Below are 12696 nucleotides of genomic sequence, written 5' to 3' on the forward strand. Positions count from 1 at the left end.
ATGTCGCGCGAAACCCCGTCAGAGCGTCACGGCGATATAGACGAGCGCTGCCGCAATCACCCAGAGCGCCCACCGGCCGTAACGGCTGTGCCGAGCCTCCGCTTTACCGATCGCCTCTGCCGTCTCGGGATCGAAGCGCAGGCCGTTTTCGCTCATATGGACCAGTTCCTGGTGGAACTTGCCCGTCTGTGCCGCGATTTCGGGTGCCGCCTCGGCAAGCTTGACGATCGCCTTCAACCCATCCTTGACGTCGGAGACTACGCGTTTCGGGCCGAGATTGTCGCGGATCCAGTCGCCGACGACCGGCTCCGACGCCTTCCACATGTTGAAGCGCGGGTTGAGCATGCGCGACACGCCCTCGACCACCACCATCGTCTTTTGCAACAGGATCAGCTCCGGCCGGGTCTGCATCTCGAAAAGGTCGGTCACTTCGAACAGCAACGCCAGAAGACGCGCCATCGAGATCGTTTCGGCCGGCTGTCCGTGGATCGGCTCGCCGATCGCCCGGATCGCCTGCGCAAATGCGGCGACGTCATGATGGCCCGGTACGTAGCCGGCTTCGAAATGCACTTCGGCAACGCGCATGTAGTCGCGGGTGATGAAGCCGAACAGGATCTCGGCGAGGAAGCGTCGCTCCTTCTTGCCGAGCCGCCCGGTAATGCCCATGTCGACCGCAACGATCGTGCCGTTAGCTTCCACGAACAGGTTGCCCGGGTGCATGTCGGCATGGAAGAAGCCGTCGCGCAGCGTATGGCGCAGGAAGGACTGGATCAGCACTTCGGCAAGTTTTTCCAGATTATGACCGGCGGCGCGCAGCGCCTCGACATCGTTCATCTTGACGCCGTCGATCCACTCCATGGTGATCACATCGCGCCCCGTCCGTTCCCAGTCTACGGTCGGTACGCGAAAACCCGGATCATCCTTGGTGTTTTCGGCAATCTCGGAAAGGGCAGCAGCCTCGAGGCGCAGGTCCATTTCCATCTTGGTCGTCTGCTCCAGCGTCCGCGTCACCTCGATCGGGCGAAGGCGCCGGCTGGAGGGCAAAAGCCGCTCCTGCATGCGGGCAACCACATACATGCCCTCGATGTCATGGGCAAAACGCTGCCGTACGCCGGGGCGCACGACCTTCACTGCAACCTTTTTACCGTTGACGGTCGCCGGATGAACCTGCGCGATGGACGCGGCCGCAATCGGCTCTTCAAACGACGTGTAGAGGTCTTCGATCGGGCGGCCGAGCGAGGTCTGGATCGCGTTCTTGGCGGCATCCGTCGGGAAAAACGCCATCCTGTCCTGCAGCATGGCAAGATCGACGGCCCAGTCGACGCCGACAACGTCCGGGCGGGTGGCGAGGAACTGCCCGATCTTCACATAGGACGGCCCGAGCCGATCGACGGCACGCGTCAGCCTTTCGCTGCGCGCCTGCTTCTTGGCGCGAAAACGTGCCAGCGGCTCCAGCATCGATTTGGCGAAGCCTACAGCCGGCGGCATGTCTTCGGTCGGAAGCGCGGAAACCACGCCTTCGCGGACAAGGACCCAGCCGACACGGGCGAGCCGGAAATACGCGCCGATCGTGCTCATGCGCTCAAAGCTTCCAGCCGGAATGCAGCGCAGCGATGCCGCCGGTGTAATTGGTATAGCTCACACGGGAGAAGCCGGCCTCGCGGATCATCGTGGCGAAATTCTCCTGGTTGGGGAATTTGCGGATCGATTCCACCAGATACTGATAGGGTTCGGCATCGCCGGTAATCATCTTGCCGAATTGCGGGATCGCCTTGAACGACCACTCTTCGTAAAACTTGTCGAGCAACGGCATTTCGACTTCGGAGAATTCCAGAACCAGCAGACGCCCGCCGCGCTTCAGGACGCGATAGGCTTCGGACAGCGCCACATCGATGCGCGGCACGTTGCGGATGCCGAAGGCGACCGTATAGGCGTCGAAGGAATTGTTTTCGAAGGGAAGGGATTCCGCATTGGCCTCAACGAAATCCAGATTGTCGGAAAGCTTCTTCTTGGCGGCACGCTCCGCGCCGACGGCAAGCATCGAGCCATTGATGTCGAGCACGGTCGTATGTGCCTTGCGGCCGGACGCCTCCACGATGCGGAAGGCGATATCGCCGGTGCCTCCGGCAACGTCGAGTGTCTTGTAGCCTTCTTCCTTGCGCGGCGAGAGCGCTGCGATCATCGCATCCTTCCAGACGCGGTGCATGCCAGCCGACATCACGTCATTCATGATGTCGTAGCGTTTGGCGACCTTGTGGAAGACGTCGTTGACCAGACCCTGCTTTTCTCCGTCGGCCACCTGGCGGAAGCCATAGGAGGTTTCCATTCCGCCATGGGCGCCGGTTCGGGCTTCGGTCATCGGTTACTCCTTAACGTCTTGTCCTTGAGCCTTCGATGGTAGCGAAACCGATTGTGGATCGCTATGTGGTGGATGGCCCGGTCGGTAAATCAATTGTCCGTCCGGTCTATAGATCACCGGCGCGGTTGTTGAAACAGGAAGTTAGGTATCCATGCCCGAATTGCCAGAGGTCGAAACCGTCAGACGCGGGCTTGCCCCGGTCATGGAAGGTGCGCTTGTGACACAGCTTCAGCAGAACCGCCCGGATCTGCGCTTTCCGCTGCCGGAAGCCTTCGCTGAAAGGGTCTCCGGCCGCCGTATCATCTCGCTGGGGCGCCGTGCGAAATATCTGCTGATCGATATGGAAGACGACCTGACCTTGATCAGCCATCTCGGCATGTCGGGTTCGTTCCGCATTGAGGATGCCGTTCAGGGCGACTTTCATTATGCGCGCTCGAAAGACAGCAAACATGATCATGTGATCTTTCACGTCGAGCGTGACCGGAGGCAACAGAAGATCATCTATAACGACCCGCGCCGTTTCGGCTTCATGCATTTGTGGAAGCGCAGCGAGCTCGATCTCTACCCCGCCTTTGCCGAGCTCGGCCCGGAGCCGACCGGCAATGCACTCGATGCCGATTATCTCGCCGGACGACTGAGCGGCAAGAGCCAGCCGCTGAAGGGCGCGTTGCTCGACCAGACGGTCATCGCGGGTCTCGGCAATATCTATGTCTGCGAAGCCCTGTGGCGATCGCGCCTGTCGCCGAAACGTCAGTCGGGCACGCTGGTGACGCCGAAGGGAAAACCGAAAAAGGAACTGCTGGCGCTGACGGAGGCGATCCGTGCCGTCATCGCCGATGCGATTGCCGCTGGCGGATCGTCCTTGCGTGACCATATCCAGACGGATGGATCGCTCGGTTATTTCCAGCATTCTTTCTCTGTCTATGATCGCGAGGGCGGGGCTTGCCGCATGCCTGGATGCAACGGTACCGTTGAGCGCATCACGCAATCCGGCCGATCAACCTTCTATTGCCAGGCCTGCCAGAAATAAGCCGTCACAGACGCGGGAGGATACCTCTATGACCTTGGAAGCAGACTTTGAGACGATCTTGACCGAAACTCGCGGTGCGGTGGCAATTATAACGCTGAATCGCCCCAAGGCACTCAATGCGCTGAACTCACTGGTTATGGCCGAGCTGACAGCGGCGTTGAGCGTATACGATAGGGACGAGAACGTTGCCGTTGTCGTCCTCACGGGCTCTGAAAAGGCATTTGCAGCCGGGGCCGATATCAAGGAAATGCAGTCGCTCGACTTCGTTGATGCCTATCTCGGCGATTTCATTTCTGGCTGGGATGCAGTTGCTTCTTTCCGCAAGCCGCTAATCGCTGCCGTCTCTGGCTTTGCACTGGGGGGCGGCTGCGAGCTTGCAATGATGTGCGACTTCATCATCGCATCGGATACGGCAAAGTTCGGCCAGCCTGAGATCACCCTTGGCGTTATTCCGGGCATGGGTGGCTCGCAGCGCCTCACCCGCGCTGTCGGCAAGGCCAAGGCGATGGATATGATCCTGACCGGCCGGATGATGGATGCAGCGGAGGCAGAGCGTGCGGGACTCGTATCGCGTGTGGTCGAAGCTGAAAAACTGATGGACGAGGCACTAGCTGCTGCGGAGAAAATTGCGGCCTTCCCGCGCGCCGCCACGCTGATGGCCAAGGAGGCCGTCAACCGGTCGTTCGAAGCAACATTGTCCGAAGGGCTGCGTTTCGAGCGCCGTGTATTCCAGTCGTTGTTTGCCACCGCCGACCAGAAGGAAGGCATGTCCGCCTTTGTCGAAAAGCGTAAACCGGCCTTTTCCAATAGGTAGAGGCTTAAAAAGCGCGTTGACTGGGGCGGGTATTCCCGCTATATGCCCGCCCACAGTTGGGAAAGCCTTTTATGCGGCTTCCTCTATTGCTCCCGAATTGCTGGATGATGGGTCGCAGGACCGGCGGCAACGGTGGAGTGTTGGTTCGAATTCGTAGAGAGGCATGAAATGGCCAATACAACTTCGGCGAAAAAAGCGACCCGCAAGATCGCTCGCCGCACCGCAGTCAACAAGGCTCGCCGTTCGCGCGTTCGCGGCTTCATCCGTAAGGTTGAAGAAGCCATCGCAACCGGTGACGTTTCCGTTGCTGCAGAAGCACTCAAGGCTGCTCAGCCTGAGATCGCTCGCGCCGCTACCAAGGGCGTTCTTCACAGCAACACGGCATCCCGCAAGGTTTCCCGTCTTGCTGCTCGCGTGAAGGCACTTTCCGCCTAAGCCGGCTATCAATTTCAAAGTTTTAAGAAAGCCTGGTCTAACGACCGGGCTTTCTTTGATTCTGCCTTTTCAACCGGTCGTTGCTCGGCTCAATAACGGTTTCGTGTCATATGCGTGACAAAGAAAATGCAGGTTTATTAGAGACTTACGAGCATTAGTTTGGCTTTTGCCTTCATTTGGCCCGGCCCTTAGAAGGTCAAAATAGAGTCAAGCGATTTTTTATTTTTCCTGTGAATCGCGATGGTTGTGGCTGGCCAAATTTGAATCCCATTGATTCAACTGCGATTCTTTATGACAGCCCCTGCGGCATTCTAAACACGCAGCAAGAGTCAACGCCCGGCGCTTAATTTTGGGTAAAAAACACTGTTGATCTTGCCAGGTGATCCTGCCTAAATGGCTTCCAGCAAGGGGCTCGGGGACAACTTCAGGAGCTTTCGCTGACAGTCTCAATCAAGAGAAGGTCGCGGACGTTTCATGTTCTTTGCTGCGGGATAAGAACTCCCGTTTTCCATAAACTTAGGGTTGCAAACCGGAAAGTGCATACTTTTCGGCCGCATTCCTTTTGTGTCCGCAGCCCGCCTCGGCGGTTTGTGGGCATTCCGCACTCATGATGTCTCGTACGAGGATGAGACATTGGAGTGACCCGTATCGACCGGCCTGAACGAGGCGGACCGGAAGATGAGCTTCGTTCTGGCGGATGAAGCTGGGAAAATTAAGGGGACGATTTAAAGCCTTTCCTTAGCGGGAAGGGTTAGGTGAAATTTACGACTATGTCTGGCGAAATCAGTTCGCCGGGCTTCCATTCAGAAGGCGGCAAATAATGCAGATCAATACCGTATCGACACGGGCACTTGGTGACAGCGACCGTGCTCGACAGGGATTCGATACAGTTTGCTCCCAAGCGGCAGGGGAAACAGCGGAAATGCAGCATGATGCTCTTTTCGAGCGGTTCAGTGCGCGATTGAAGGCGCAGGTCGGTCAGGATGTTTATGCAAGTTGGTTTGCGCGTCTTAAGCTTCATTCTGTATCAAAAAGCGTTGTGCGGCTCACCGTTCCGACGACCTTCCTGAAATCCTGGATCAACAACCGGTATCTCGAGCTGATCGAAGGCCTCTTCAAGGAAGAGGATAAGGAAATTCTCAAGGTGGAAATCCTGGTCCGCAGCGCAAGCCGCGCGATCAAGGCTCCCGGTGCTGTCGAACAGCGGCCGGCACCGGTCGAGAACAGCGCTACAACCAGTTTCAATCGCGCTTCGCAGCCGCGTGAAATCGGCAAGATCGCAGCCTTTCCGGCGCCGCTGGCTGCAGCCTCGACTGCGACGCGCAATGCGCACTCCGGACCGTTGTTCGGCTCTCCTCTTGATAGCCGTTATACGTTCGAGACCTATATCGAAGGTTCTTCCAACCGCGTGGCGCTTGCCGCCGCAAAGACGATTGCCGAAGCCGGTGCAGGCGCTGTCCGCTTCAATCCGCTATTCATTCATTCGAATGTCGGTCTCGGCAAGACACATCTTCTTCAGGCAATTGCCAACGCTGCCGTCGGCAGCAACCGTAACCCGCGTGTCGTCTACCTGACGGCTGAATATTTCATGTGGCGTTTCGCTACTGCGATCCGTGACAATGATGCCCTGACGCTCAAGGACAGCTTGCGCAATATCGATCTTCTGATCATCGACGACATGCAGTTTCTGCAGGGCAAGATGATCCAGAACGAATTCTGCCACCTCCTCAACATGCTGCTCGACAGCGCAAAGCAGGTTGTTGTTGCAGCTGACCGTGCACCGTGGGAGCTGGAATCGCTCGATCCGCGCGTCCGCTCGCGTCTTCAGGGTGGCGTTGCCATCGAGCTGGAATCCCCGGAATACGAAATGCGTCTGGAAATGCTCAAGGGTCGCCTGCAGACGGCCAAGCAGGACGATCCGTCGCTCGATATTCCGGCCGAAATCCTCAGCCACGTTGCCCGTAACGTCGCCAGCAGCGGCCGTGAACTGGAAGGTGCCTTCAACCAGCTTCTGTTCCGTCGTTCGTTCGAGCCCTCGCTTTCCATCGAGCGTGTTGATGAGCTTCTGGCGCATCTGGTTGGTGCCGGCGAGGCAAAGCGCGTCCGTATCGAGGATATCCAACGCGTCGTTGCCCGTCACTATAACGTGTCGCGGCAGGAACTCGTTTCGAACCGTCGTACCCGCGTCATCGTCAAGCCGCGCCAGATTGCCATGTACTTGGCGAAGACCATGACGCCGCGTTCCTTCCCGGAAATTGGCCGTCGTTTCGGCGGACGCGATCATACGACCGTTCTTCACGCGGTGCGCAAGATCGAGGAGTTGATCGGCGACGACAGCAAGCTTGGCCATGAGGTTGAGCTCCTGAAGCGCCTGATCAATGAGAACAATGCATGATCGGCTGCTGAGCCAAATTTGAAGACCGGATGGGTCGTTCCGCAAGGAGCGGCCCATTTTTTCACGATCCATAATGGGTGCTCTCGACGATCGGCTCTTGACGAGTCGAGCCCGCAAGTCGAACTTCTCGGAAAACGCCGGTAATCGACCAAGAGGCTCTGCATGTTCCTGTTATCTGTCGCTATGATCTGGGGCGTTGCCTGCATCACGCCGGGACCGAATACGCTTCTGGTAATCCGCTACTGCCTGACGGCACCGCGCAAAGTGGCGATCTCTGCGGTCATGGGGACTATTACCGGAACCCTGTGCTGGGGCATCGCCGGATGGCTCGGCATCAATGCTCTTTTTCAGGCGGCACCCTTTGCCTATCTGGCTTTGAAAATTGCCGGCGGTCTTTATCTGATCTGGCTCGGCATTCGTGTGTTTGTTGACGTTAGAAAGGCGCGCAGAGCACCAGAGGCCATCCCAGAAAAGGCCGATTTTTCGCTGAAGACTGCTTACCGCATGGGATTGGCGACCAATCTCGCCAATCCGAAATCCGCGCTTTTCGTCGCCTCGCTCTTCGCCGTCACCATGCCGGCCGGCACGCCATTTCTTTACGGTGTTGCTGCGATCGGGGTAATGGTGACCGTCTCGGCGCTTTATTATAGCTGCCTCGTAGCATTGATTACCCATCCACGAGTGGCGGCGGCTTACCTCAAGGCAAAACGGAAGATCGATCTCGGCGTCGCAACGGTGTTTGTCGGTTTCGGCACGAAGCTTCTCCTGTCGCAGCGGTGAGCGACAATGCATGGTAAGGACGATCCGACATCGCTCTTCTACTCCCACAACGCGGCAACATATGCGGCGGCACTTTCGGATGCGAGCCTGAAACGGCTGGATGCCTTTCTTGCGGGGCTTTCTGCAGGAGCAACCATTCTGGAACTCGGCTGCGGCAGTGGCCGCGACAGCGCCGTCATGATTGCCCGCGGTTTTGATGTCCTGCCCACCGATGGCATCCTGGAGATGGCAAGCGAAGCTTCATCGCGTCTTTCGATCCCCGTTCCGGTCCTGCGTTTTGAGGATATCGATAAGGTATCGGCCTTCGACGGTATCTGGGCCAATGCCTGCCTGTTGCACGTCCCACGTAGCGAGCTTGGCGGCATTCTGCGGAAGATCCATACGGCCCTGCGCCCGGGCGGAGTGTTCTACGCCAGTTTCAAGGCAGGCGAAACCGAGGGGCATGATACCTTTGGCCGATTTTTCAATTATCCGTCGAGGGATTGGCTTCAGTTGAAATACGAAGCCCTGCCTTGGAAATCGATAACAATGGAAGAGCAGTCGGGCAGTGCTTACGATCGCAAGCCAACCGAATGGCTCCACGTAACTGCCGTCAAGTCTTGATGCAGGGCGAACTTAGTGAAGCTTAGCGCGTTCGGTTGCAGTAATTCTTTCGAAACATCTGATCCTCCCCCTTTGTTTTAGAGAAAGGCGCTACATGTTTGATCGTATCTCTGGAGGAAGGCAATGAATGAAGAAGCGCGCGCCCGCATTGCGGCGAACGACAAGTTGTTGAAAGCCGTCATCACCCTGCTTGCCATCAAGGATCCAGACCTGCTGGACGAACTCGACATCATCTTCGCGCTTGCCGATGAAGAAGGCAGCGCTTTGGCCGAAACGGATCGCAGAACGCGGATCCATCTGAAGCAGGAGCTGGAGCTTATCCGTAATCTGGCAAGCTCCGCTCTGGAGACGACCCACTGAAGAGCCGTTCGCACGCCTCAGTGACGATGCTTGATATCAGGCGTCGCCGCCGGCCGTAGCGGCTTCGGTCTTCGGGCCGCCCTTGGCAACACCGACCATGGCCGGGCGCAGAACGCGGTCGCCGATAGTGAAGCCTGCCTGCACGACCTGCACGACCGTGTTGTTCGGAACGGCCGGGTTCGGAATTTCGAACATCGCCTGATGGAAGTTCGGGTCGAACTTTTCGCCCTCTGCATCGATCTTTTTCACGCCGTGACGCTCAAGAGCCGAAAGCATGGCGCGTTCGGTCATTTCGACGCCTTCAAGAAGGGTCGTCAGCGTGGCGTCCGCGCCAGAGCGCTGGTCAGCCGGAACTGCATCGAGAGCACGGCGAAGGTTGTCCGAAACGGCCAGCATGTCACGTGCAAAGCCGGAAACGGCATATGACTTGGCGTCCTTCACATCGCGCTCGGTTCGGCGGCGCAGATTGTCCATTTCGGCAGCAAGCCGGAGGAAGCGGTCGCGCAGTTCGGAATTCTCGGCCTTAAGCACATCCAGCGGATCCGGCTCGGCTGCAACCTCAGCAGCTTTCTCTTCGGCGGCACCGTCAAAATCGGCTGCTGCAGCTTCGACCTCGTTATCCGCGAAAGCTGCTTCAGGTCCGGTTTTCTTGGTTTCGTCGGTCATGACGTTCTCCGATTGATCTGTATCTTGAATTTGCGCTCGATATCGAGGTTTGCGGGCAAAAAATCAAGGCTTGGAGGACGAAGGAGCTGACTTACATCGAGCCGCGCGACAGGCGAGCGATCAACTGGGCCGTATAATCGACCATCGGTACAACACGCGAATAGTTGAGGCGGGTTGGTCCAATCACGCCGACGGCCCCGACGATCCGGTCCTCGCCATCGCGATAGGGTGCGACGATCAGCGATGAACCGGATAGCGAAAACAGCTTGTTTTCCGATCCGATGAAAATCCGAACCCCGGACCCGGCTTCGGCAAGCTCCAGTATTTCGATCAGGCTGTCCTTTTTCTCCAGATCGTCGAACAGCAGCCGCAGCCGGTCCAGATCCGAAGCCTCTCCCAATCCCTCCAGAAGATTGGCGCGGCCGCGAACGATGAGCTGGGTCGGCTTGCCTTCCTCGCTGTCGCCTGACCAGACCGCTAGGCCTTTCTCGATCAGATCTTGCGCCAGAGCATCGACTTCCGTCTGCACCTCCTGCTTCAACTTCTTGATCTGCCCCCGGAATTCGGGAAGCGTCTGGCCGGTCAGGTGTGCGTTGAGAAAATTGGCAGCTTCAGTAAGCTGTGAAGAGGTCACGCCTGCCGGCAAATCGATGATGCGGTTTTCGATCTGATTGTGATCGCCGACAAGCACAGCCAGGGCCTTTGTCGGCTCCAGCCGGATGAATTCCACATGCTTGAGGATCGGGTCGCTTTTCGTCGTGATGACGATGCCGGCTCCGCGCGAGACGCCTGACAGCATCAGGCTCGCATCCGTCATCAGGTTTTCCAGCGTCTGGTCCCTGTCGTTGGGACGCACCTGTCGATCGATACTGGCGCGTTCCTCATCGGAAAGGTTGCCAGTCTGCATGAAGGCGTCGACAAAGAAGCGCAGCCCGCTCTGCGTCGGCAGCCGACCTGCGCTGATATGCGGTGAATAGATCAGGCCCAACTGTTCGAGATCGCTCATCACATTGCGTACCGATGCCGGCGACAGCGACATGGGGAGCAGGCGCGACAAATTGCGGGAGCCGAGAGGCTCGCCATTTTCCAGATAGCTCTCCACGATACGACGAAAGATCTCGCGTGAGCGCTCGTCGAGCATCGACCCGACATCCATGCCTCTACCCGCAGAAAAGCTCATATCCTTAAGTAACCTCGATTTGTTCGCCTCCGAAATATAGTTATTGCAGCGGAGGCCTCAAAAGGGAAATCGCAGATGTCGTGCCAATTGTCACGATAAGGCGCGGCCAAGGCTTTTTCTTTGCAAATGAAGCCCGCGCACCTTAGAAGGCGGGAAACGCTGCAACAGATGAAAACGGCAACAATTCGCCTGTCATCCAATGCGGAAAATCAAAGGATCATCGCATGCTTGGGCGTCTCGCCTGAAGATGCGATGCGCTGATATAGGGAGTGATCAATGCGGCCTTCAGGCAGACCAGTAAACCAGATGCGCAAAGTGTCTTTCGAGCGCAACTTCTCCAAACATGCCGAAGGCTCCTGTCTGGTGAAGTTCGGCGACACGCATGTGCTGTGCACCGCAAGCCTTGAAGAAAAGACCCCGCCGTGGCTGCGCAATACCGGCAAGGGTTGGGTAACCGCCGAATACGGCATGCTGCCGCGCGCCACCGGCGACCGCATGAAGCGGGAAGCCACGTCCGGTAAGCAGGGCGGTCGCACGCTCGAGATCCAGCGTCTGATCGGCCGTTCGCTGCGTGCGGTCGTCGATCTCGAGGCGCTCGGTGAAAAGCAGATCACCATCGACTGCGACGTCATCCAGGCCGATGGCGGTACCCGTACGGCGTCCATCACCGGCGGCTGGATCGCGCTTCACGATTGCCTCAAGTGGATGGAAACCCGCTCGATGATCAAGCTCGACAAGGTCCTGAAGGATCACGTCGCGGCAATCTCCTGCGGTATCTTCGCCAACCAGCCGGTGATCGACTTGGATTACCTCGAAGACTCCGCTGCGGAGACCGATGCGAACTTCGTCATGACCGGCGCGGGCGGCATCGTCGAAGTGCAGGGCACAGCCGAAGGCAAGCCGTTCAGCCGCGAGGAATTCCTGCAGCTTCTGACGCTCGCCGAAGCCGGCACGCAGGAACTGGTTGCCATGCAGAAGGCCGCCATCGGCGCCTGAAAGGTGGAGCGGTGATCGAAGGCATACTCGAAACCGCACTTTACACCGACGATCTCGACGCGGCGGAGGCTTTTTATGGCGGTGTGCTGGGGCTTGAAAAAGTCCTGCGCGCCGGCAACCGCCACCTCTTCTTTCGCTGCGGAGAGATGATCCTGCTGATCTTTGATCCGAAGGAGACGGTAAAGCCGCCGTCTTCTGACGCGCTCCCTGTTCCGCCGCACGGCGCAACCGGCCCCGGTCACCTCTGTTTCCGTATGCGTGCGGAGGCGATTGACAGGATGGTCGAAAAGCTCAACAAGGCAGGCATTGTGATCGAAAGCGATTTCCGCTGGCCGAACGGCGCCCGCTCGATCTATTTCCGTGATCCCGCCGGCAACAGCCTGGAATGTGCAGAGCCCATGCTCTGGAACCTGAAGTAGGAATTTTCATGCGTAAGCTCGAGACCAAGACGATCGTTGTCGCAAGCCACAACGCCGGCAAGATCAAGGAGATCGCCGAGTTGATCGGACCATTCGGCTTTTCGGCAAAGTCTGCCGCGGAACTGAAATTCGAGGAACCGGACGAAACCGGCACGACATTCGAGGAAAACGCCACGATCAAGGCGCTGGCATCGGCCAAGGCTTCGGGCCTTCCGGCGTTGTCGGATGACAGCGGCATCGTGATTGATGCTCTCGGCGGCGCACCGGGCGTCTATACGGCCAACTGGGCCGAGCGCGAGGATGGCAGCCGCGATTTCCAGATGGCGATGGAAAAGGTCGAGAAAGCGCTGCAGGAAAAGGGCGCTGATACGCCCGACAAGCGCACCTGCCGTTTCGTCAGCGTGCTCTGCCTCGCCTGGCCGGATGGCCATACCGAGCTGTTCCGCGGCGAGGTCGAAGGTGTGGTCGCCTGGCCGCCGCGTGGCACCGCGGGCTTCGGTTACGATCCGCTTTTCCAGCCTGAAGGCTATGAAACGACCTTCGGCGAGATGACCAGTGAAGAAAAGCATGGCTGGAAGCCGGGCGACGAGCATGCTCTGTCGCATCGTGCCCGCGCCTTCAAACTCTTCGTCGAAACCTGCCTGGAGGCCTGATCCTTC

Annotated in this window: 14 protein-coding genes; 10 read left to right on the forward strand and 4 right to left on the reverse strand. The window is 58.1% G+C overall.

Annotated elements, in window-relative coordinates; all coding sequences use genetic code 11:
- Window positions 1-18: 18 nt before the first annotated feature.
- Window positions 19-1578 (reverse strand): 2-polyprenylphenol 6-hydroxylase, encoded by a 1560-nt coding sequence (ubiB, locus tag MRBLMR1_RS14620; protein WP_148146018.1) that lies wholly within the window; start codon window positions 1576-1578, stop codon window positions 19-21.
- Between the two features lie 4 nt (window positions 1579-1582).
- Window positions 1583-2359 carry a bifunctional demethylmenaquinone methyltransferase/2-methoxy-6-polyprenyl-1,4-benzoquinol methylase UbiE gene (gene ubiE, locus MRBLMR1_RS14625; protein WP_148146017.1) on the reverse strand — a complete coding sequence of 259 codons (777 nt, stop codon included), beginning with the start codon at window positions 2357-2359 and terminating at the stop codon, window positions 1583-1585.
- Between the two features lie 151 nt (window positions 2360-2510).
- Here ubiE and mutM point away from each other — a divergent pair, with 151 nt between their 5' ends.
- From mutM to MRBLMR1_RS14660, 7 genes are all read left to right on the forward strand, one after another.
- A complete protein-coding gene (mutM, locus tag MRBLMR1_RS14630) occupies window positions 2511-3389 on the forward strand; it encodes a bifunctional DNA-formamidopyrimidine glycosylase/DNA-(apurinic or apyrimidinic site) lyase (protein WP_148146016.1) in 879 nt (292 codons plus the stop codon).
- A 28-nt stretch (window positions 3390-3417) separates the two neighbouring features.
- Window positions 3418-4203 carry an enoyl-CoA hydratase gene (locus tag MRBLMR1_RS14635; RefSeq protein WP_148146015.1) on the forward strand — a complete coding sequence of 262 codons (786 nt, stop codon included), beginning with the start codon at window positions 3418-3420 and terminating at the stop codon, window positions 4201-4203.
- 168 nt (window positions 4204-4371) lie between these two features.
- Window positions 4372-4638, forward strand: a complete 267-nt coding sequence (gene rpsT, locus MRBLMR1_RS14640) for a 30S ribosomal protein S20 (protein WP_112507133.1) — start codon at window positions 4372-4374, stop codon at window positions 4636-4638.
- 820 nt (window positions 4639-5458) lie between these two features.
- The gene (gene dnaA / locus MRBLMR1_RS14645; protein ID WP_148146014.1) at window positions 5459-7033 is read left to right on the forward strand and encodes a chromosomal replication initiator protein DnaA; all 1575 of its coding nucleotides are present in this window, start codon (window positions 5459-5461) and stop codon (window positions 7031-7033) included.
- Window positions 7034-7195: 162 nt separating this feature from the next.
- Window positions 7196-7813 carry a LysE family translocator gene (locus MRBLMR1_RS14650; RefSeq protein ID WP_148146013.1) on the forward strand — a complete coding sequence of 206 codons (618 nt, stop codon included), beginning with the start codon at window positions 7196-7198 and terminating at the stop codon, window positions 7811-7813.
- Window positions 7814-7819: 6 nt separating this feature from the next.
- Window positions 7820-8416 (forward strand): class I SAM-dependent methyltransferase, encoded by a 597-nt coding sequence (locus MRBLMR1_RS14655; RefSeq protein WP_148146012.1) that lies wholly within the window; start codon window positions 7820-7822, stop codon window positions 8414-8416.
- 123 nt (window positions 8417-8539) lie between these two features.
- Window positions 8540-8776 carry a hypothetical protein gene (locus MRBLMR1_RS14660; RefSeq protein WP_148146011.1) on the forward strand — a complete coding sequence of 79 codons (237 nt, stop codon included), beginning with the start codon at window positions 8540-8542 and terminating at the stop codon, window positions 8774-8776.
- Window positions 8777-8812: 36 nt separating this feature from the next.
- Here MRBLMR1_RS14660 and grpE read toward each other — a convergent pair whose 3' ends face one another.
- Entirely contained in the window at window positions 8813-9442 is a 630-nt protein-coding gene (gene grpE / locus MRBLMR1_RS14665; RefSeq protein ID WP_148146010.1) for a nucleotide exchange factor GrpE, read from the reverse strand.
- 91 nt (window positions 9443-9533) lie between these two features.
- Window positions 9534-10622 (reverse strand): heat-inducible transcriptional repressor HrcA, encoded by a 1089-nt coding sequence (hrcA, locus tag MRBLMR1_RS14670; RefSeq protein ID WP_148146009.1) that lies wholly within the window; start codon window positions 10620-10622, stop codon window positions 9534-9536.
- A gap of 276 nt (window positions 10623-10898) precedes the next feature.
- Here hrcA and rph point away from each other — a divergent pair, with 276 nt between their 5' ends.
- Genes rph through rdgB form a run of 3 tightly spaced genes read left to right on the forward strand, consistent with a single transcriptional unit; the run spans window position 10899 to window position 12690 of the window.
- Window positions 10899-11618, forward strand: a complete 720-nt coding sequence (rph, locus tag MRBLMR1_RS14675) for a ribonuclease PH (RefSeq protein ID WP_148146008.1) — start codon at window positions 10899-10901, stop codon at window positions 11616-11618.
- An 11-nt stretch (window positions 11619-11629) separates the two neighbouring features.
- Complete coding sequence (locus MRBLMR1_RS14680) at window positions 11630-12037, forward strand: VOC family protein (protein ID WP_148146007.1); 408 nt, start codon at window positions 11630-11632, stop codon at window positions 12035-12037.
- An 8-nt stretch (window positions 12038-12045) separates the two neighbouring features.
- On the forward strand, window positions 12046-12690 hold the full coding sequence (gene rdgB / locus MRBLMR1_RS14685; RefSeq protein WP_148146006.1) for an RdgB/HAM1 family non-canonical purine NTP pyrophosphatase: 645 nt from the start codon (window positions 12046-12048) through the stop codon (window positions 12688-12690).
- Window positions 12691-12696 lie beyond the last annotated feature (6 nt).

The sequence above is a fragment of the Neorhizobium sp. LMR1-1-1.1 genome (assembly GCF_040675795.1).
Lineage (GTDB): Bacteria > Pseudomonadota > Alphaproteobacteria > Rhizobiales > Rhizobiaceae > Neorhizobium > Neorhizobium cellulosilyticum.

Coding starts and splice junctions, on each gene's coding strand:
- ubiB (WP_148146018.1), bottom strand. CDS start 1,578: ATGAGCACGATCGGCGCGTATTTCCGGCTCGCCCGTGTCGGCTGGGTC.
- rdgB (WP_148146006.1), top strand. CDS start 12,046: ATGCGTAAGCTCGAGACCAAGACGATCGTTGTCGCAAGCCACAACGCC.
- dnaA (WP_148146014.1), top strand. CDS start 5,459: ATGCAGATCAATACCGTATCGACACGGGCACTTGGTGACAGCGACCGT.
- MRBLMR1_RS14635 (WP_148146015.1), top strand. CDS start 3,418: ATGACCTTGGAAGCAGACTTTGAGACGATCTTGACCGAAACTCGCGGT.
- hrcA (WP_148146009.1), bottom strand. CDS start 10,622: ATGAGCTTTTCTGCGGGTAGAGGCATGGATGTCGGGTCGATGCTCGAC.
- mutM (WP_148146016.1), top strand. CDS start 2,511: ATGCCCGAATTGCCAGAGGTCGAAACCGTCAGACGCGGGCTTGCCCCG.
- rph (WP_148146008.1), top strand. CDS start 10,899: ATGCGGCCTTCAGGCAGACCAGTAAACCAGATGCGCAAAGTGTCTTTC.
- grpE (WP_148146010.1), bottom strand. CDS start 9,442: ATGACCGACGAAACCAAGAAAACCGGACCTGAAGCAGCTTTCGCGGAT.
- MRBLMR1_RS14650 (WP_148146013.1), top strand. CDS start 7,196: ATGTTCCTGTTATCTGTCGCTATGATCTGGGGCGTTGCCTGCATCACG.
- MRBLMR1_RS14660 (WP_148146011.1), top strand. CDS start 8,540: ATGAATGAAGAAGCGCGCGCCCGCATTGCGGCGAACGACAAGTTGTTG.
- MRBLMR1_RS14655 (WP_148146012.1), top strand. CDS start 7,820: ATGCATGGTAAGGACGATCCGACATCGCTCTTCTACTCCCACAACGCG.
- rpsT (WP_112507133.1), top strand. CDS start 4,372: ATGGCCAATACAACTTCGGCGAAAAAAGCGACCCGCAAGATCGCTCGC.
- ubiE (WP_148146017.1), bottom strand. CDS start 2,359: ATGACCGAAGCCCGAACCGGCGCCCATGGCGGAATGGAAACCTCCTAT.